Source organism: Mesorhizobium sp. M7A.F.Ca.US.011.01.1.1, from assembly GCF_003998295.1.
Lineage (GTDB): Bacteria > Pseudomonadota > Alphaproteobacteria > Rhizobiales > Rhizobiaceae > Mesorhizobium.
Map to the genome: position 1 here is coordinate 1 of NZ_RZRT01000048.1, position 19816 is coordinate 19816.

Sequence of the window (19816 nt, forward strand, 5' to 3'; positions counted from 1 at the left end):
CACATGAAACTGGTTCGCCGAAGCGCCAAGCGGTTGGGTTGGCGCGATGCTTCGGCGAACCCATCGTAAGGGGAAAACTGTTACCTATGTATCCGGTTCAAACTGTTACCCATCTATCGGCTGGACACTAACCGCGGCCGCCGGTGATTGGCGTAAGCGCCGATAACAGCGTCCCTCGCCCCGTTTACGGGGAGAGGATGCCGGCAGGCAGGTGAGGGGCGGCGCTGACGTTCCAGGTTCAAGCATCAGCCCAATTGACCCCGCGCCCCATCTGCCCGAAATGTAGCGCCCCATGGCCACGCGCGAACCCCCAAAACCCACCGACACCCCGCTCACCTTCGCGGTGCTGGTCTTCCCCGGCTTTCCGATGATGGCGTTCAGTTCGGTCATCGAGCCGCTGCGTGCGGCGAACGTGCTGGCCAAGCGGCAGTGCTATCGCTGGATCATTGTCGGCGGCACGAAAGGCGCGGTCGAGGCGTCGAATGGCGTCGTCATCCAGCCGGGTTTTTACGCCGAGGACGCGCCCAAGGTCGACCGCATCGTTGTCTGCTCGGGCGGCGATGCCGATCATCTCGTCGCCGAGGACGCAGCACACTGGATCCGCAAGAGCCTGCGCAACGGCGCCCATATCGGTGCGGTGGCGGATGCCGCGTTCTTCCTGGCGCGCGCCGGCCTGCTCGACGGCCATGCCTGCACCTTGCACTGGACCAGCCAGGCCGCCTTCACCGAGGCCTTTCCCAACATTGAGCTCAGGCGCGACCTCTATGTCATCGACCGCAAGCGCTTCACCTCGGCCGGCGGCGTCGGCAGCCTCGACATGATGCTGGAGATCATCACCCGCGACTATGGCGCCGAGCTTGCCGCCGGCGTCGCCGAATGGTTCGTGCACAGCCAGCTTCGCTCCAGCATCGACCGCAAGATGATGCCGCTGCGGCTGCGCACCGGCGTCCAGAACGAGCTGGTGCTGTCGGCCATCGCCATCATGGAGGATGCGGTCGAGGAGCGGCTCGGCATGGTCGAGCTGACCGCGAAGCTCGGCGTCTCCTCCGACAAGCTCGAGCGCAGTTTCCGCTCCGAACTCGCCATCTCGCCCAATGGCTATTATCGGCGCCTGCGGCTGAAGCGCGCCGCCGACCTTTTGGCGCATTCGACGCTCGCCGTGCGCGACGTGGCGCTGGCGTGTGGGTTTGCATCGATGTCGAGCTTTGCCCGGGCGTTTCGCGAGGAGCACGGGCATCCGCCGAAGTTGGGGCGGCGGCATTAGGGGACTTGCTAATCGCGCCGCGACAAGTTCCGTCACACCCCCCTCTGTCCCGCCAGCGTTGCGCATAAGGCATCAGCGGCATCCCGCACAACACCTGCGGTTTTCAGCACAATCCCTCCGCCCCTCCTGCGCCATGCTCCGGCCTCGCAACCCAGCCAAGGTACCCCCATGAGCATCGTCGTATTCGACCCCGACAGCACCGAGGATGTGGACTTCAAGGACCGCATGCGCCATCCGGCCGCCGCGGATCCGGCCGGCGGCATGTGGCTGTCGGATACCGAGCCGTCCTTCATCGATGCCGATGCGCTGCGCAAGGGCCGGCTGGCGAAACTGCGCGGCTGGATGCGCGAGGCCGGCTATGGCGGCGTCGTGTTGTTCGACCCCTACAACCAGCGCTATGCCACCGGCTCGCGCAACATGTTCGGCTATTTCCTGCGCAACTCGACCCGCTATTTCTTCATTCCGACCGACGGGCCGATCGTGCTGTTCGAATATCCGCAGAGCTACCATGTCTCGATTGTGCTCGACACGATCGACGAGGCGCGTCCTTCCAAGCTGGTCTGGTCGTCGGTGTCGGGCCGCGACGACGAGACCGCCGGTCCCTTCGCCGACGAGATCGCCGAGCTTCTGAAGCAGCATGGCGGCGGCTCGATGAAGCTCGGCCTCGACCGCTGCAGCCATCTGCAGGCGCTGGCGCTGGAAAAGCGCGGCTGCGAGGTTCGCGATTGCCAGGGCGAGATCCTGGCGGTGCGCGCCGTGAAGACGCCGGAGGAAGTCAAATGCCTGCAGGTGTCGATGGCCGGCGCCGAGGCCGCCGTCTATGCGGTGCGCGAGGCGATCAAGCCCGGCGTGTCCGAAAACGACCTGTTCGCCATCATGTATGGCGAGGTCATCCGCCAGGGCGGCGAGTTCATCGAGACCCGGCTGCTCACCTCCGGCCAGCGCACCAATCCCTGGTTCAACGAGGCCAGCGGCCGGAAGATCCGCCCCGGCGAACTGCTGGCGCTCGATACCGACACGATCGGCTGCTACGGCTATTATTCGGATTTCTCGCGCACCTTCCGCTGCGGGCCGGGCAAGCCGACACCCTACCAGAAATCGCTCTACCGCATGGCGCACGATCAGGTTCAGCATAACATCTCGATCGTCAAACCCGGCATGGCGTTCCGCGAGATCGCCGAGAAGGCGTGGAAAATCCCCGACCGTTTCATCGACCAGCGCTACACCTCGGTCATGCACGGCGTCGGCATGCATGGCGAAACGCCGTTCATCGCGCATTCCATGGATTACGAGACCTATGGCCGCGACGGCCATATCTTGCCAGGCATGGTGGTGAGCGTCGAAAGCTATATCGGCGAAAAGGGCGGCCGCGAGGGCGTCAAGCTGGAGGACGAGATCCTGATCACCGACACCGGCACCGAACTCCTGTCGCGCTTTCCGTATGAGGATGAGTTTCTGGAGACGCAGGTTTGATGCAGGTTCCGCGCTCCTTGACTGCTGTCGCAGCCTCCAATCACTTCGTCATCCTAGGGCGGAGCAAGGAGCGCAGCGACGCGGCGCAGACCCTAGGATCCATGCCGCGACTCCAACGCGTCGCCACGGTGCGGAATCTGCTCCGCTGCGCGCTACGGCCAACGTCACGGCATGGATCCTCGGGTCTGCGCGTCCGCTTCGCTCCCGCTCCGCCCGTGGATGACGAAGTCGGGGGCGCTTCGGCCAGTCACCACCGCTTGCGCCACCTCGCTGTAAAAGCCGCGCCGGCTGCCCGGAACGCAGGCGCCGCATGAAAACCCCCATCGCCATCAAGCGCGGCACGGTGGCCGCGATCTTCATCGACCTGCAGGAAGAGCACCGGCAGGACCATCGTTACCTCGTCGAGGGCTTCAGCAGCATCCTCGCCAACGTCCAGCGCCTGCAGGCGGCGGCGCGGGGCAACCATGTGCCGCTCTACCATTGGGCCTATATCGTCGATCTCGACAGCCAGGACCGGCCGTTCCACCCGGTCGGTGAGGACGGCAAGTCGGCCTTCTCCGACAAGAGCGATCCGCTGACCGAGATCTGCCATGAGGTGGCGCCGGCCAATGGCGAGGCGCTGCTGATCAAGGCCGAGGCCAGCGCCTTTCGGTCCGGGCCGGCGGCCCGCGACATCAAGTCTTCGGGCATCGAATGGCTGGTCGTATCAGGCGTCTGGACCGAGGCCTGTATCGACGCCTCGGTGAAAGACGCGGTGGCCAAGGGCTTTCGCGTGCTGCTGGTCAAGGATGCCTGCGGCAGCGGCAGTGCGGCCATGCACCAGACCGGCATACTCAACCTCGCCAACCGGCTCTATGGCGGCGCCGTCACCGACACCGACGGCGCCTGCCGGCTGCTGGCGGGCGAAACCGTCACAGCCTGGCAGGTCGAAGGTTCGGTGCCGCTGCGCTTCAGCTTCGACAATGCGGCCGCGCTTTACGCCGATCTATGACTGTCGAAAGCATGACCAGGGGCCCCTACGAAACCCGCCTCGACCCAGAGCTCTGGGCCTATATCGAGGCGGTCAACGCCTGGTATCCGCCCGAAATCATCGGCCTGCCGATCGACAAGCAGCGCGCCGTCTATGACCGTATGAGCCGGGCTTTCCACCAGGGCCGCCCCGCGGGCGTCAAGGCCAGCGACGGCCTGATCGCCGCCACCGGCCGCGACATCCCGATCCGCCGTTACCGGCTTGCCGGCAAGGCCGCCCAGGCGATGGTGATCTACTACCACGGCGGCGGCTTCATCCTCGGCGGGCTGGAAAGCCATGACGACATCTGCGCCGAACTCTGCGCCGGCACCGGTTTCGACGTGCTGTCGGTCGACTACCGGCTGGCCCCGGAATACATGCACCCCGCCGCCTTCGACGATGCCGTCACCGCCTTCGAGTGGGCGGCGGAGACAACAGGCCTGCCGCTGGTGCTGTGCGGCGAAAGCGCGGGCGGCAACCTCGCAGCTGGAGTGGCGCAGGCGACGCGCCGGCACGCCAGTGCGGCCATCGGCCAGGTGCTGATCTATCCCGAACTCGGCGGCGACGAGAGCGCCGGCTCCTATGTCGAGCACGCCGAGGCGCCGCTGCTGTCAGTGGCCGACGTCGTCTTCTACCGCGACGTCCGCTCAACCAGGCGGCAATCACCGGATGATCCGACCTTCTCGCCGCTGCGCGACACGGATTTCACCGGGCTGCCGCCGACGGTGATCGTGTCAGCCGAGTGCGACCCGCTGTCGTCGGATGGCGAGACCTATCGCGACCGCATTGTGGCCGCCGGCGGCAAGGCCTGGTGGCACGAGGAGCCGAGGCTGGTGCACAGCTTCCTGCGCGCCCGAACGACCGTGCCGGCGGCGGCGGAGGTGTTTGCGCGGATTGTCAGTGCGGTTGCCGCGCTGGGCCGGGGTGGGTGGCCGTATTGAGCGAAGGCCAGCGGCGGAGCGTCGCCTTTCAAGACCTGGGTTCCTCGCCCCCGCAACGCGGGGGAGAGGTGGCCGCGAAGCGGACGGAGAGGGGGCCTTCGTAGGGCGGTCCCCTCTCCGTCTCGGCTTCGCCGAGCCACCTCTCCCCACTTTCGTGGGGCGAGGAATCCAAGCTGGAACCCCTGCGGAACCCCGCACAATCACTGCGGAAAACCGAACACTCCCCAGCGTCACCCCGCTCTATCATTCCCCACAGGCATGGCGCCCCGGCGGTCGCGTCCGCCCCCGCGTCTGTCGATCGGCCGGGGCGATTTTTCTGTGCATGCCGTTGTCCCAAAACCGCTGGGCACTTTTGGGCGGCATGCATCAACAACAGGGGAACGACGATGAAATTCATGCTGACCGACCGCAAACTCCACCCGCAAGCCAAGCCCGTCGCCGACGATTTCAGGACCGGCGGCATCAACCGTCGCGAATACCTGGCGCTGATGGCCGGCCTCGGCGTCAGCGCCGCCGGCGCGCTGGCGCTGGGCGGCCTCGCTCCCACCCCTGCCCGCGCGGCGGAGCCCAAGAAGGGTGGCGTCTTGCGCGTCGCCATGAACGTCAAGGGCTTCAAGGACCCGCGCACCTTCGACGGCGTGGAAATGTCGAATGTCGCCCGCCACTGCAACGAATATCTGGTGCGCTGGAACACCGACTTCTCCTTCGAGCCCTGGCTGCTCGAAAGCTGGGAAGCCAGCGACGACGCCAGGACCCTCACCCTGCATGTGCGCAAGGGCATCTCCTGGTCGAATGGCGATGCCTTCAACGCCGACGATGTCATCCACAACCTCACCCGCTGGTGCGATGCTTCGGTGCCGGGCAATTCGGTCGCCGCGCGCATGGGCGCGCTGGTCAACGCCGACACCAAGAAGGTCGTCGATGGCGGCATCGCCAAGGTCGACGACTTCACCATCAAGCTCAATCTGCCGAAACCCGACATTTCGCTGATCGCCGGCATGGCCGACTATCCCGCGCTGATCATGCACCGCTCCTATGAGGGCGACGGCGATCCCATGAAGGCGCTTGCCATCACCACCGGCCCCTGCGAGCTGGTCAGCTGGGATGCCGAGACCGGCGCCGAGGTGAAGCGCAAGGACAAGCCCTGGTGGAAAGGCGAATTCCACCTCGACGGCATCAAATGGGTCGACTACGGCTCAGATCCCAACGCCATGCTGTCGGCCTTCGAGTCCGGCGAGATCGATACCGATCACGAAACCGCTTCCGACGCTGTCTCGCAGACCGAGCAGATGGGGCTGATGAACTCCGAGATCGCCACCGGCTCCACCATCGTCGCCCGCTTCAATGTCGCCAACGCGCCCTATGACGACGTCAAGGTGCGCCGCGCCGCCCAGCTCGCCGTCGACAATTCCGCCGTGCTGGCACTCGGCCTCGGCGGCCGCGGCAAGCCCGCCGACAACCACCATGTCGGCCCCATGCATCCCGAATATGCCGATATCGGCCCGGCCAGGCGTGACGTCGAGCAGTCGAAGAAGCTGCTGGCCGAGGCCGGCAAGGCCGACCACGAGTTCGAGCTCATCTCCGTCGATGTCGAATGGCAAAAGAGCACCGGCGACGCCATCGGCGCGCAGATGCGCGAGGCCGGCCTGAAGATCAAGCGCACCGTGCTGCCGGCCGCCACCTTCTGGAACGACTGGAGCAAATACCCCTTCTCCTGCACCGAATGGCTCGGCCGCCCGCTCGGCGTCCAGGTGCTGGCGCTGGCGTATAAATCGGGCGCCGCCTGGAACGAGAGCGCCTACGCCAGCAAGGAGTTCGACGAGCTGCTCGACAAGGCGCTGGCAACACCGGACGCCAAGGCGCGCAAGGAGATCATGGGCAAGATCGAACAGAACCTGCGCGACTCAGGCATCATCATCCAACCCTACTGGCGCTCGGTCTACCGGACGTATCGCAAAGGCGTCGAAGGCTGCGAACAGCACCAGGCGCTCGAGCAGCATTTTGAGAAGGTTTGGATTGAGAGTTGAGGCTTTCCATCCTTGGGTTCCTCGCCCCCACGGGAGTGGGGGAGAGGTGGGCCGGCGAAGCCGGGACGGAGCGGGGGACGCCCTTCATGAAACGCGCAGTCGCCGAAAAATAAGCACAAGCCGCCGAGAGCGAAAACTCAGGCAAAGCGGCAATCAGAAAGATCGACCCCCACTCCGTCGAGCTTCGCTCGACACCTCTCCCCCGATCGACGGGGGAGAGGAAAGGCGCGAGTTCGCCCACCTTGGCGCCCTTCCTCTCCCTCCGGAGGGGGGAGAGGTGGCGCTGCGAAGCAGCGACGGAGTGGGGGATGCCATTCGCAAAGTCAAAACTGGGTCAGGATTGAGGATAGAGGCCCGGCTAGCGTGCGCCTATTGCAAGCCAGCGCCGCCCCTCATTGCCCTGCCGGGCATTTCTCCCCGTATAGTGACGGGGAGAAAGACGCTGGCCGCAACGCCGACGCCTTTTCCGCACCGTTTGGATTGGCGAAAGCCGAGACGACAGCGTCCTTCGCCCCGTTTACGGGGAGAAGATGGCGGCAGCCAGATGAGGGGCAGCGCCAACGCTGGCCGTATGCGACTGGGAAATGGCCGGCGCGAATGCCGGTGAGGCAGTTGCCTGAGCCCGCGCCGGCCACTGGCGAACTGATTAATGTCCGCCGCCCGAGTTTTCTACAGCTCCGAATCTCCGCGATCAACCAACTCAGGGTTGGTGCGGACTGTATGAACCCGCCCCGTTGCGGGTGCGTCCTGACCAGCTCACCGGGCCGGCTTCACCAAAGTTCAAATCCAGCCGACAAAGGTCAGCACCAGGAACGGATACCCGGCGACGGGCAGCGGCCAGGGGGTCGGCGGTAAGGGCGCGCCCCGGAGGATCATGCAAGCCGAGACGACAAACAGCCCGGCGGCCACGAGGGAGCCGCATCTACAGGGCGAAGGGCGCCGACCATGACCGCGCCCACAGCGAGATGCCGCCGAGATAGGAGGGCACGCTGGCCTCAAGTCCCGCCGCATTGCCGGCCAGCAGCAGGCTTTCGCCGGCGAGGAAGGTCAGGAAGCCGGCCGCGACACAGTCATTGCCCAGCCGCTGGTATTTCATGGTCAGCAGAGCGGTGGCCACCACCAGTGCCGCGCCGTCGATCGTCCAGAGTGTTTCGCGGAGTTCAGCGCTGGCGACGAAGGTGCCGGCCAGGCCACAGGCGCCGCCGATGGCGAGGCCGGTCGCGGCAACGGTGTCCGAAGTGGAACGGAATGTGATGTCTCCCCAAGCCGTCGCAACGATACGTCACGTCGGAGCCGCGTGTTGAAGAAGGTGGTTAAATCGCCGCCTCCGAAGGACGGCTAGCGCGAAGACGAAAAGTCGAGCTAGCTCAAACCCAGCAATCGACCGAGCTCAAACGCAGCATCTTCAGACGGAAGCTTCGCGAGTATGCACACGTCTGAATTATGAGAATTTGCAGGTTTCTGATAAAGGAAGTAACCGATCGATTCTGAGTCGGCAATATTGTGCGCCGCAGCAACGTCCGAAGTGATCGGGGCGATAAATAGCTTTTCGCCGGTCCTTGATTCGCCACTAAAGAAATAATCCGACACCTGAGGCTCCTTCCATGTCCGTCAAGACTCATAGGGAAGTCAAGAACCCACGCCTTTCCGACAATAAACTTGCCGACTACATGAATGCTTCAGAACAAGCCCGACGGAGTATATTACGCAGTTGCAAATATCAGCCGAAAGCGGCTGTTATCCAGCATCACGATGCTAAGAAAATGGTAGCAGAATCAATGGTTAATGGCAAGATTAACCATGATGTATTAACGCAAAAACTTGATCTATATGGCGGTAAGATTACAGACACCGACTTTGAAGCAGAGGTTAAGCAGCACAATATCGATTACGTTAATTGTGTGTTAACGATGGGGTGTCAGCCAATTAAGGGAACGGACTTCGACCGTTGCAAAACGTCGACGAAGCTGGACTTCAACGGCACGGAGATATCATTTTTCCCGGATTTGCTTGTCGCTAGGAAAAACCAAAAGAATAACCGCAAGATAGGCGCTATCAATTTCCGATACAGTAAATCGGCCAAGCTGCCAGAGAAAACCGCAGGCTATCAGTCGGCATTGATGTTTGGCGTGTTTCGCGACGAGCCGTTTGAACCCCAGGCGACGGCCGAGCGCGATCTTTGCCAGACTCTGGATTGCTTCAACGGGAAGGTCTATGTAGCTCCGACGAACGCCGTCTATCTCTACAATGAGATGAAGGCGGCTTGCGGCGCTATCGCTTATCAATGGCCGAACATCGAGCCGCCAGCTGGGGCGATCTTCTAGCTGCTGACCCTTTACCCGATCCCGACGACCGTTCAGCGCCGCCGCCTCCCGGAGAATAATCTCCACCGCGCAGCCCCAGCGCCACGCTGGCGGGGGGCCCGCTGCCTCCGGCAGCTCCCCCGCTTTCGAAGCCTGTCATCGATCCACCGGATCGATGACTTGGCGCGCTTTGCGCGCCAACCGGCTTCTCAATCGCCCATCTTAAGCGCCTGGATAAACGCCTCCTGCGGAATATCCACCTTCCCAAACTGCCTCATCCGCTTCTTGCCCTCTTTCTGCTTGTCCAACAGCTTGCGCTTCCGGCTCACGTCGCCGCCGTAGCATTTGGCGGTGACGTCCTTGCGCAGCGCCGAGATGGTTTCGCGGGCGATGACCTTGCCGCCGATGGCGGCCTGGATCGGGATCTTGAACAGATGGTTGGGGATCAGCTCTTTCAGCTTCTCGCACATCTGCCTACCGCGCTTTTCCGCCGCCGTGCGGTGCACCAGCATGGAAAGCGCATCCACCGGCTCCTCATTCACCAGGATCGACATCTTCACGAGGTCGCCTTCCCGGTAGTCGGTGAGGTGATAGTCGAAGGAGGCGTAACCCTTGGAGATCGACTTCAGCCGGTCGTAGAAATCGAAGACGACTTCGTTGAGCGGCAGATCGTAGATCAGCATGGCGCGCTTGCCGACATAGGACAGGTCGGCCTGGATGCCGCGCCGGTCCTGGCAGAGCTTCAGGATGCCGCCGAGATAATCGTCGGGGGTCAGGATGGTGGCGCGGATCCACGGCTCCTCGATGGCCGAGATTTTCACCACATCCGGCATGTCGGCCGGGTTGTGCAATTCCTTCATCGAGCCGTCGGTCAGAGCCAGCCGGTAGACGACGCTCGGTGCCGTGGCGATCAGGTCGAGGTTGAACTCGCGCTCCAGCCGCTCCTGGATGATTTCGAGATGCAGCAGGCCAAGGAAGCCGCAGCGGTAGCCGAAGCCGAGTGCGGCGCTGGTTTCCATTTCAAAGGAGAAGCTGGCGTCGTTGAGGCGCAGCTTGCCGACCGCGGCGCGCAGATCCTCGAAATCGGCGGCGTCGACCGGGAACAGGCCGCAGAACACCACCGGCTGCGCCGGCTTGAAGCCGGGCAGCGCCTTGGCCGTTGTGCGCTTGTCCTCGGTGATGGTGTCGCCGACGCGGGTGTCGGCCACTTCCTTGATCGAGCCCGTGAAGAAGCCGAACTCGCCGGGGCCGAGCTCGTCGACATTGATGCGGGCCGGGGTGAACACGCCGGTGCGCTCGACCAGGTGCTTGGCGCCGGTGCCCATCATGCGGATGGTCTGGCCCTTTTTCAAAACGCCGTCGATGACGCGCACCAGAACGATGACGCCGAGATAGGCGTCGTACCAGCTGTCGACCAGCATCGCCTTCAGGGGCGCGGTCGCGTCGCCTTCGCGCGGCGGCGGCAATTGGTGGACGATGGCTTCGAGCACGTCGGGAATGCCGAGCCCGGTCTTGGCCGAGATCAGCACGGCGTTGGAAGCGTCGATGCCGATCACCTCCTCGACCTGCTCGCGGATGCGCTCGGGCTCGGCGGCCGGCAGGTCGACCTTGTTCAGCACCACGACGATCTCGTGGTTGTTGTCGATCGCCTGGTAGACATTGGCCAGCGTCTGCGCCTCGACGCCTTGGCTGGCGTCGACCACCAGCAGCGAACCCTCGCAGGCGGCGAGCGATCGCGACACTTCATAGGCGAAGTCGACGTGTCCGGGCGTGTCGATCAGGTTGAGGATATAGTCCTCGCCATTGTTGGCGTGGTACTTCAGCCGCACCGTCTGCGCCTTGATGGTGATGCCGCGCTCGCGCTCGATATCCATCGAGTCCAGCACCTGCTCCTTCATGTCGCGCAGCTCCAGCCCGCCGGTCAGCTGGATCAGCCGGTCGGCAAGCGTGGATTTGCCATGGTCGATATGGGCGACGATGGAGAAATTGCGGATGTGGTCGAGGGGCGTGCTCATGGCGCGCGTTTAGCAGGGGTGGCTTGCCCGAGCAAGCTGTGCGCCTTTGCCGGAGCAGGCAGCGCGGGCGCCTGTCGCTTTTTTCGCGCTTTTCGCGAAAAATCGATAAATTTTAACCAAGCCCATTAGAGCATAATTTGTGATCGGCATGTTAGCGGGGGGAAATATCTGATGTAAGGACGAAGGCATGCGGGGGCTTGCAGGCAATTTTATCGAGTCGCGGAGTGGCTCGTTCGCACCGATACTTGTTCTCGCCATGATTCCGCTGATCACCGCGATCGGCTTTTCCGTCGACTACACCTCCGCAGTCCAGACCAGGTCGACCGAGCAGGCGGCACTCGACGCCGCGATCCTGTCGATCACCACGATGGAAACGGCCTCGACGAAGCCGCAGCGCCAGGTGGTGCTCCAGGATACCTACAGAGAAAACGGCGGACAGGGCACAGCGACGCTGAACAGCTTCGACGTCAGCGCCAACGGCACCGCCACAGCGCGGGCCTCGGCAAGCTACGCCATGCCGACCGTGTTCATGCAAATCGCCAGGATCCCGACGGTGGCGGTCGGTGTCTCGTCGGCGGTGAGCAAGACGCCCGCACTGGTGGAGGCCACATTCAACGTCGATCACGTTTCAGGCTACTGGAACAAGACCATGACCTTGTACGGCCTTCCCTACGGTTGGACCTCCACGACCACACCGACGGCCATGATGAAGGCCGACTATAAATACAAGGCGTACAATTATTCCTATACGAGCGGGGGTAAGACCTATACGGCTACCGAGCCGAAAGGTTACGGCACGACAACTATTACCACGGGACCAACCAATACGCTGGTTCAGACCCAAGTGTGCACGACAGTAGGATCGGCAACCGATTTCACTGCCACTGCGGGAGTTTACAAAAGCACCGCGGTGGCAAAAAGCGGAAAGACGAGCGCCACCATCTATTTCAAGACGACGTGCGCGACCACGAATTCCGCCGGAAACAGCAGTGGCGCAACAGTCAACGTGAGCACGGTGGACAAGCTCTATCTGCAGATGGATGTGCCGTCCGGACCGGTCAACCCGCTCAAGTCGAACAATACAGACACGTCGAACCGGCTCTACCTCGGCGCCGGGTACAGCACCGCGGCACAAAAGGCACTGGACCCTTCCAAATACCTCCCCGTCGAGGTTGCCAGCAACACGGACGTCGACATCTTCAAAGTGGTGCCTTGCAGCCAGACCAGCGACCAGGCATGGGAAGACGGCGGCAACAATCCTCCACTGCCAGACGTCACGAACGCCGACTTCTTCTACAGCGTGACCGGCAAGTGCGACTTCAACAAGCGGCCCTCCAACACGGTGCTGACGCAGTAGACGCTGCCCCAGGCTAAACGCCCTATGGGCTTGTGAGGCTTGGCGATCCTTCACACACCCCTCTGTCCTGCCGGACATCTCCCCCGCAAGGGGGGAGATTGGCAGCTTCGTCGGCCGCGCTCCTGTTGCGAAGCTAGTGATAGGCGAAAGCCGTGATGAGGGTCGATCTCCCTCCTTGCGGGGGAGATGGCCGGCAGGCCAGAGGGGGGTGCTGTCCCTCCGGCTTTCCCTGCGATCTCCCGAACCTTCATCACAAACCGGTGAGCGCTGTAACGAAGCAGCAAGCAGCGGCGAAGTGGGGAGATGAGCGGTGCTTCCAGGCGCCGCCGCCCACGGAGGAAGCCGATGTCCCGCAAGTTCGTCACAGTGTCCAGCCTCTCAGCGCTCGCGCTGGCGGCGTCGCTCGGTGCGGCGGCGGCCCAGCCGCTCACCGTGGTCGAGCTGTTCACCAGCCAGGGCTGCTCGTCCTGCCCGCCGGCCAATGCCAATCTGATCAAGGTCAAGGACCAGCCCGGCGTGCTGGCGCTGTCGTTCAACGTCACCTACTGGGACTATCTCGGCTGGAAGGATATTTTCGGAAAACAGGAATTCACCCGGCGCCAGGTCAGTTACGAGCCGGCGCTCGGCCGTGACGGGCCGTTCACGCCGCAAGTGGTGGTCAACGGCCATGCCGATGTCGTCGGCACCGCCCCCGGCGAGATCGAAAAGCTGATCTCGGCGAGCGGCCGGACGGGCGGCCCGGCATTGTCGCTCGATGGCGGCAAGATCAGCATCGGCGCCGGCGCCGCACCTGGCGGCCACGCCGATGTCTGGCTGGTGCGCTATCTCAGGGGCGTCGTCGAGGTGCCGGTGGCGCGCGGCGAAAAATACCGGCCGCACCTTGCCGCACGCCAATGTCGTGCATGCGCTCAAAAACCTCGGCAACTGGACCGGCGCGGCCGCGACGTATCCGCTGCCCGCCGCATCCGGCGGCCTGAGCACCGCCGTGCTCGTGCAGTCGCCCGGTGGCGGACCGATCCTGGCTGCCGCGACCGACTAGATCGCGCTTCGACAAGAGATTGCGCAACGCCGCATGGAGCGGCGCCGCATAGCACGGCCGCCAAGAGGGCGCGCCTTCACGACCAACCCCAAGGAGATCATCATGACCATTTCCCGCCTGACGCTGCCGGCGCTCGCTCTCGCTTTGTGCTCGACGGCGCTGTTTTCCGGCGGCATCGCCCGTGCCGACGACGCGACCAACGCGATGAAGCCGGCTGCAAATGCGATGAAACCGGCCGCGGATGCGATGAAGCCTGCAACCGATGCGATGAAGCCGGCCGATCCGATGGCCACCAATTCCATGAAGCCGGCCGCCGACGCCATGAAGCCGGCAACGGATGCGATGAAGCCAGCAAACTAATTCTACTGCGTCTCAGCCGTCCATTCACAATGGCCGCCCTTGGCGCTGCCCCTCACCAGCCTGCCGGCATCCTCTCCCCGTATAGTGACGGGGAGAGGGGCGCTCATCGACGGTGTCGCCAATCATCGGAGTTGCAGGTGGAAACGCCAGCGTCGCGGCCAGTTGCTCTCTCCCCGTTCTACGGGGAGAGATGTCCGGCAGGACAGTGAGGGGCAGCGCTGACGGTAAGATTTCGCATTCGGCGCACGCGAATGTGAGCCCGTCCCGCAACTCACGCATCGCGCCATCGTAACTGATCCAATAGACTGATCCCAATGGAAGCCACAGGAGAGCAGCCATGACCGACATCAAGCACAAGAGTTCGTTCGGGTATATCAAGGGCGCGCTCGCCGCCCTGGCACTTGCCGCCGCTGGCGCCGCCTTCTGGCTGACGCCGGCGGTTTCGGCCGAGGATGCGGTGAAGATCCCGCCGCCGGCAATCGACGAGAAGGCGGCCACCGGCACTGAAAAGGCAATCTTCGCCGGCGGCTGCTTCTGGGGCGTGCAGGGCGTCTTCCAGCACGTCAAGGGCGTCACCAAGGCCGTCTCCGGCTACACCGGCGGCGACAAGGGCACCGCCGTCTACGAGACGGTCGGCTCAGGCCGCACCGGGCATGCCGAATCCGTCGAGATCACCTACGATCCGTCTGAGATCACATATGGCCAGCTGCTGCAGGTGTATTTTTCGGTCGCCCACAACCCGACCCAGCTGAATTTCCAGGGTCCGGACTCCGGCACGCAATACCGCTCGACGATCTTCGCCGAAAACGATGCACAGAAGAAGATCGCGCAGAGCTACATCGCCCAGCTCGACCAGGCCAAGGTGTTCCCGGAGCCGATCGTCACCACGCTGGAAACCGGCAAGACCTTCTATCCGGCCGAGAATTACCATCAGGATTTCCTGACGCTGAACCCGACCTATCCCTATATCGTCTACAACGACCTGCCCAAGGTGGCGAACTTGAAGGCACTGTTCCCGACGCTCTACAGCGAAAAGCCCGTGCTGGTGCTGTCGGCGAGCAATTGAGTCGAGCGCGAGAAGCGGGGGCGGGTGTGCGAAGGGCGGCGACGCCCTCCTTTCCGTCGTCATCCTAGGGCGGAGCAAGGAGCGAAGCGACGCAGCGCAGACCCTAGGATCCATGCCGCGACGTTGGGCGTAGAATGCAACGGGGCGGGATGGCTGCCCGGCAGATCGCCAGCTATCTTCGCGCGATGACAGGCTACGTTTACATGACCGCTAGCCAAAAGCGTGGCACGATCTACATCGGTGTCACCAATGACCTCGGCCGCCGCATGCCGGAACACAAATCCGGCCAAGGCGCAGGGTTCACCAGCCGCTACGGCGTGCAGCGGCTGGTCTGGTATGAGGATTTTTCGACATCACTGATGCCATCCAGCGCGAGAAATCACTGAAGCGCTGGCCTCGCCAATGGAAGATCGACCTGATCGAAAAAGCGAATCCGGAGTGGTTCGAGCTTTTTCGCGGGACGGGGTGGTAGGCGCACCGTTTCTTGCACCGTCGGATCACTGCACCACCGTTACGGCATGGATCCTAGGGTCTGCGCTGCGTCGCTTCGCTCCTTGCTCCGCCCTAGGATGACAAAGGCACGGTAGCCGCTGCCACCTTCACCCCCCACTGACCCGATCAATCATACGTCAGATCCGTCGCCTTGCCGCCGAACACCCGGTAGGCATAGAACGAATAGAAGATGATGACCGGCAGCACGACCACGGTGCCGGCCAGAATGATAGCCAGGCTCTCCGGCGCGGAAGCCGCCTGCCAGATGGTCAGGCGATCCGGCACCACGAACGGGTAGAACGACCAGGCGAGGCCGGCAAAGCCGAGCGCGAAGATGGCGGCCAGCGTCAGGAACGGCATCAACGAATGGCGGTCGTCGGGCTTCGGCAGATGGAAGGTCTGCCGCCACAGCCACAGGAACAAAAGCGCCGACAGGATCGGCAGCGGCGACAGATAAAGCATTTCCGGCCAGACGAACCATTTGTCGAAGATACGCGGGCTGGCGAAGGGCGTCGCCAGCGACACCGCCGCCATGCCGAGCGCGGTCAGCACCAGCGCGGTGCGCAGCCAGCGCACCGCTTTCTTCTGCAATTCGCCTTCAGTCTTGTAGATCACCCAGGCCGCGCCCATCGCCGCGTAGGCGGCGGCAAGGCAGAACGCCACCAGCACGCCGAACGCCATGCCGCCGAGGCCGACGTCGAGCCCGAGCACATAGACGCCCAGCATATAGCCCTGCGCCAGCGAGGCGATGAGCGAACCGAGGAAGAAAATACGGTTCCAGCGGTGCTTGCGGCCAGCTGGCACCTTGGCGCGGAAATCGAAGGCGACGCCGCGCAGGATCAGCCCGAGCAAAAGCACGAAGACCGGAATGTAGAGCGCCGTCAGGATGACGCCATGCGCCAGCGGGAAGGCGACCAGCAGCAGGCCGACGGCCAGCACCAGCCAGGTTTCGTTGGCGTCCCAGAACGGGCCGATCGCGGCAATCATCGTATCCTGTTCGGCGTCTTCAGCGGCGGCGAACAGGATGCCGATGCCGAGATCGAAACCGTCGAGAATGACGTAGATCAGGATGGCGAGGCCCATCAGGCCGGCGAAGATCAAGGGGAGCGCGGTTGGCCAGTCGAAGCTCATTTTCTTCTCCTACTCGCCAGCCGCCGGCTGCGACATGGCGGCGTTCATGACGCCCGGCAGCGGTGATGAATCGCCGTCCTTCGCCGCCTTCAGCGCCAGGTGCACCAGCACGCCGAGATAGGCGATCAGCAACAGCACATAGAGAACGAGGTATATGGCGAGCGTCAGAGCGACATGGCTGCCGGCCACCGGGCCGACCGCGTCGGCGGTTTTCAGCACGCCGGTCACCAGCCAGGGCTGGCGGCCGATTTCGGTGGTGTACCAGCCGGCCAGCGTCGCCAGCCAGCCCGACAGCGCCATCGGCACCATCAGCATGGCCAGCGGCTTAGGCAGGCTGTGCCGGCGCTTGAGGGAGAAGGCCGCCGACCATGAGACGAGCAGCATCAATATGCCCGTGCCGACCATGATTCGGAAACCCCAGAACACCGGAAAGACCGGCGGATGGTTGCCGGGATAGTCGTTCAGCCCCGGCACCACCCCGCTGGTCGAGTGCCGCAGCACCAGGCTGGCGCCGTCGGGAATGGCGATCTCGAATTTGTTTTCGCGGGCCGCCTCGTCGGGGAGCGCGAAGAGCACCAGCGGCACGTTGGGGCCGGTGTTCCAGTTGGCCTCCATGGCGGCGATCTTCTGCGGCTGATGCTCCAGCGTGTTGAGCCCGTGCTGGTCGCCGGCGAAGATCTGGATCGGGATCAGGATCGCCGCCGTGAAGACACCGGTGCGCAGCGCCTTCCACATCGATTCCGAGCGGTCGCCGGTGAGATAGCGCAGCGCCGACAGGCCAGCGATCAGGAACGACACCGTCAGGCCGGACGCCAGCAGCATGTGGGTCAACCTGTAAGGCATCGACGGGTTGAAGACGATCGCCCACCAGTCGACGGCGTGCGCCACGCCGTCAAGCATCTCGAAGCCGGCCGGCGTCTGCATCCAGGAATTGAGCGCGATGATCCAGAATGCCGAGACGGTGGTGCCGCCGGCGACCAGCACCGTCGCCAGCGTGTGGATGCGGTTGGAGACGCGACGGAAGCCGAACAGCATGATGCCGAGGAAGGCCGCTTCGAGGAAGAAGGCGGTGAGGATTTCGTAGGCCAGCAGCGGCCCGGCGATGTTGCCGACCTTTTCCATGTAGCCCGGCCAGTTGGTGCCGAACTGGAAGCTCATGGTGACGCCCGAAACCACGCCCATGGCAAAGGACAGCGCGAAAACCTTCACCCAGGTGAAATAGGCGCGCATCCAGGCGGAATCGTTGGTCGCGTTGTAGCGCAGCTTGAAGAACAGCAGCACCCAACCCAGCGCAATGGTGATCGTCGGAAATAGAATATGGAATGAAATATTTGTGCCGAACTGAATACGCGAAAGTATGAGCGGGTCCATGATGGGCTCCGGCTGCTGCAAATACTCGCGAAGGATAGGCCCGAAGCGAGTTCAGGTCAAAGCGGCGTCCTGCCGCGAGGCTGAACGCCACAGGACAATTTTGCCGGTTGCGTGCCGCGCAACTCCGGGCCTGTGCGCCGCACCTGCAACAGCCGGCCGGCACGATTGTCGAGAACTGTCAGCAGGGCATTGACTTGCGGTTGCAAGCACCGACATTCGGCCTATATCAGGGGACCTCTTTCAAGCAGCCGTTTTCATCCATGCCTTCCATCCTGTCCATTTCCGGGGTCTCCAAGACCTACGCCACCGGTTTCACCGCGCTCAAGGAAGTCAATCTCGACATTCAGCGCGGCGAGATCTTCGCGCTGCTTGGACCCAATGGCGCCGGCAAGACGACGCTGATCTCGATCGTCTGCGGCATCGTCAACCGTTCGTCGGGCACGGTCACCGTCGACGGCCACGACATCAACAAGGATTATCGCGCCGCGCGCGGTCTGATCGGGCTGGTGCCGCAGGAACTGACCATCGACGCCTTCGAGAGCGTCTGGGCGACGGTCAATTACAGCCGTGGCCTGTTCGGCAAGCCGGCCAACCCCGGCTTTGTCGAGAAGGTGCTGCGCGACCTGTCGCTGTGGGACAAGAGGGACGCCAAGGCGATCACCCTGTCGGGCGGCATGAAGCGCCGGCTGATGATCGCCAAGGCGCTGTCGCATGAGCCGCGCATCCTGTTCCTCGACGAGCCGACCGCCGGCGTCGACGTCGAGCTGCGCCAGGACATGTGGGCGATGGTGCGCCGGCTGCGCGAGGACGGCGTCACCATCATCCTCACCACGCACTATATCGAGGAAGCCGAGGCGATGGCCGACCGCGTCGGCGTCATCAATCGCGGCGAGATCATCCTGGTCGAGAACAAGGCCGAACTGATGCGCAAGCTCGGCCGCAAGCGGCTGGTGCTGGAATTGCGCAATCCGCTGACGGCCATTCCCGAGGCGTTCTCGCGCTATGCGCTGGAATTGTCGCCGGATGGCGGGCAGCTGACCTACACCTATGACAATCAGGCCGAGCGGCCCGGCGTCGCCTCGTTGATGCGCGACCTCGAGGCCGGCGGCATCCAGTTCCGCGATATCGACACGCAAAACTCTTCGCTCGAGGAGATCTTCGTCAATCTGGTGAGGAGGGAGCCATGAACCTTCGCGCAGTATGGGCGATCTACCGGATGGAAATGGCGCGTGCTTTCCGCACCGTGCTGCAGAGCATCGTCTCGCCGGTCATCTCGACATCGCTGTATTTCGTCGTCTTCGGCTCGGCCATCGGCTCGCGCATCACCGAGATCGACGGCATCAGCTACGGCGCCTTCATCGTGCCGGGTCTGATCATGCTGTCGCTGTTGACGCAGTCGATCTCCAACGCCTCCTTTGCCATCTATTTCCCGAAATTCGTCGGCTCGATCTACGAGCTTCTGTCGGCGCCGGTCTCCTATCTGGAGATCGTCATCGCCTATGTCGGCGGTGCCGCGACCAAGTCGATCCTCCTCGGCCTGATCATCCTGGCCACCGCCTCGCTGTTCGTGCCGCTGACCATCCTGCATCCGTTCTGGATGCTCGCCTTCCTGGTGCTGACGGCGGTGACCTTTAGCCTGTTCGGCTTCATCATCGGCATCTGGGCGAAGAGTTTCGAGCAGCTGCAGCTGGTGCCGCTGTTGATCATCACGCCGCTGACCTTCCTCGGCGGCAGCTTCTATTCGATCAACATGCTGCCCGAGATCTGGCGCACGGTGACGCTGTTCAATCCGGTCGTCTATTTGATCAGCGGCTTCCGCTGGAGCTTCTACGGCAAGTCCGACGTTTCGGTCGGCGTCAGCCTCGGCATGACCGTTGTCTTCCTGCTGGTCTGCATAACCATCGTCGCCTGGATCTTCAGGACTGGCTATCGCCTCAGGAACTGACCGCAGAAAGCATCTTGAAGCAC

Annotated in this window: 16 protein-coding genes and 2 pseudogenes; 13 read left to right on the forward strand and 5 right to left on the reverse strand. The window is 63.3% G+C overall.

Annotated features, from left to right (window positions below):
- Positions 1-292: 292 nt before the first annotated feature.
- The 5 genes from EOA13_RS28870 (at position 293) to EOA13_RS28895 (ending at position 6714) form a co-directional block, all read left to right on the forward strand.
- Entirely contained in the window at positions 293-1264 is a 972-nt protein-coding gene (locus EOA13_RS28870) for a GlxA family transcriptional regulator (RefSeq protein ID WP_127296908.1), read from the forward strand.
- Between the two features lie 168 nt (positions 1265-1432).
- Entirely contained in the window at positions 1433-2737 is a 1305-nt protein-coding gene (locus EOA13_RS28875; protein WP_127296909.1) for a Xaa-Pro peptidase family protein, read from the forward strand.
- Between the two features lie 310 nt (positions 2738-3047).
- On the forward strand, positions 3048-3728 hold the full coding sequence (locus EOA13_RS28885) for an isochorismatase family protein (RefSeq protein ID WP_127296910.1): 681 nt from the start codon (positions 3048-3050) through the stop codon (positions 3726-3728).
- Between the two features lie 11 nt (positions 3729-3739).
- On the forward strand, positions 3740-4687 hold the full coding sequence (locus tag EOA13_RS28890) for an alpha/beta hydrolase (RefSeq protein WP_127296911.1): 948 nt from the start codon (positions 3740-3742) through the stop codon (positions 4685-4687).
- A 386-nt stretch (positions 4688-5073) separates the two neighbouring features.
- Entirely contained in the window at positions 5074-6714 is a 1641-nt protein-coding gene (locus tag EOA13_RS28895; protein ID WP_127296912.1) for an ABC transporter substrate-binding protein, read from the forward strand.
- 922 nt (positions 6715-7636) lie between these two features.
- Here the strand turns inward: EOA13_RS28895 and EOA13_RS39010 are convergent.
- Positions 7637-7831 carry a hypothetical protein gene (locus EOA13_RS39010; RefSeq protein WP_245490519.1) on the reverse strand — a complete coding sequence of 65 codons (195 nt, stop codon included), beginning with the start codon at positions 7829-7831 and terminating at the stop codon, positions 7637-7639.
- Positions 7832-8076: 245 nt separating this feature from the next.
- Positions 8077-8304 carry a hypothetical protein gene (locus tag EOA13_RS28920; RefSeq protein ID WP_127296913.1) on the reverse strand — a complete coding sequence of 76 codons (228 nt, stop codon included), beginning with the start codon at positions 8302-8304 and terminating at the stop codon, positions 8077-8079.
- 14 nt (positions 8305-8318) lie between these two features.
- Here EOA13_RS28920 and EOA13_RS28925 point away from each other — a divergent pair, with 14 nt between their 5' ends.
- Entirely contained in the window at positions 8319-9038 is a 720-nt protein-coding gene (locus EOA13_RS28925; protein ID WP_127296914.1) for a hypothetical protein, read from the forward strand.
- Positions 9039-9226: 188 nt separating this feature from the next.
- On the opposite strand, the gene lepA is transcribed toward EOA13_RS28925, so the two are convergent.
- A complete protein-coding gene (lepA, locus tag EOA13_RS28930; protein WP_127296915.1) occupies positions 9227-11032 on the reverse strand; it encodes a translation elongation factor 4 in 1806 nt (601 codons plus the stop codon).
- A gap of 187 nt (positions 11033-11219) precedes the next feature.
- Here lepA and EOA13_RS28935 point away from each other — a divergent pair, with 187 nt between their 5' ends.
- The 5 genes and pseudogenes from EOA13_RS28935 to EOA13_RS28960 all read left to right on the forward strand — a co-directional run bounded on the left by EOA13_RS28935 (position 11220) and on the right by EOA13_RS28960 (position 15326).
- Positions 11220-12389: a pilus assembly protein TadG-related protein gene (locus EOA13_RS28935; protein ID WP_127296916.1), complete on the forward strand. Its 1170-nt coding sequence runs from the start codon at positions 11220-11222 to the stop codon at positions 12387-12389.
- A gap of 345 nt (positions 12390-12734) precedes the next feature.
- Positions 12735-13428 (forward strand): annotated as a pseudogene (locus EOA13_RS28945) (DUF1223 domain-containing protein).
- Between the two features lie 102 nt (positions 13429-13530).
- Positions 13531-13788, forward strand: coding sequence for a hypothetical protein (locus EOA13_RS28950; protein WP_127296917.1), 258 nt, complete (start codon positions 13531-13533; stop codon positions 13786-13788).
- Between the two features lie 337 nt (positions 13789-14125).
- Complete coding sequence (gene msrA, locus EOA13_RS28955; protein ID WP_127296918.1) at positions 14126-14854, forward strand: peptide-methionine (S)-S-oxide reductase MsrA; 729 nt, start codon at positions 14126-14128, stop codon at positions 14852-14854.
- A gap of 185 nt (positions 14855-15039) precedes the next feature.
- A pseudogene (locus EOA13_RS28960) lies at positions 15040-15326 on the forward strand (GIY-YIG nuclease family protein).
- A gap of 146 nt (positions 15327-15472) precedes the next feature.
- Here EOA13_RS28960 and EOA13_RS28965 read toward each other — a convergent pair.
- Both EOA13_RS28965 and EOA13_RS28970 read right to left on the reverse strand, forming a co-directional pair.
- Positions 15473-16477: a cytochrome d ubiquinol oxidase subunit II gene (locus EOA13_RS28965; RefSeq protein ID WP_127296919.1), complete on the reverse strand. Its 1005-nt coding sequence runs from the start codon at positions 16475-16477 to the stop codon at positions 15473-15475.
- A gap of 9 nt (positions 16478-16486) precedes the next feature.
- Entirely contained in the window at positions 16487-17848 is a 1362-nt protein-coding gene (locus EOA13_RS28970) for a cytochrome ubiquinol oxidase subunit I (RefSeq protein WP_127296920.1), read from the reverse strand.
- 260 nt (positions 17849-18108) lie between these two features.
- On the opposite strand from EOA13_RS28970, the gene EOA13_RS28975 reads away from it, so the two are divergent.
- Positions 18109-19035, forward strand: coding sequence for an ABC transporter ATP-binding protein (locus tag EOA13_RS28975; protein WP_127296921.1), 927 nt, complete (start codon positions 18109-18111; stop codon positions 19033-19035).
- A complete protein-coding gene (locus EOA13_RS28980; RefSeq protein WP_127296922.1) occupies positions 19032-19793 on the forward strand; it encodes an ABC transporter permease in 762 nt (253 codons plus the stop codon). The genes EOA13_RS28975 and EOA13_RS28980 overlap by 4 nt, the downstream gene beginning before the upstream one ends.
- Positions 19794-19816 lie beyond the last annotated feature (23 nt).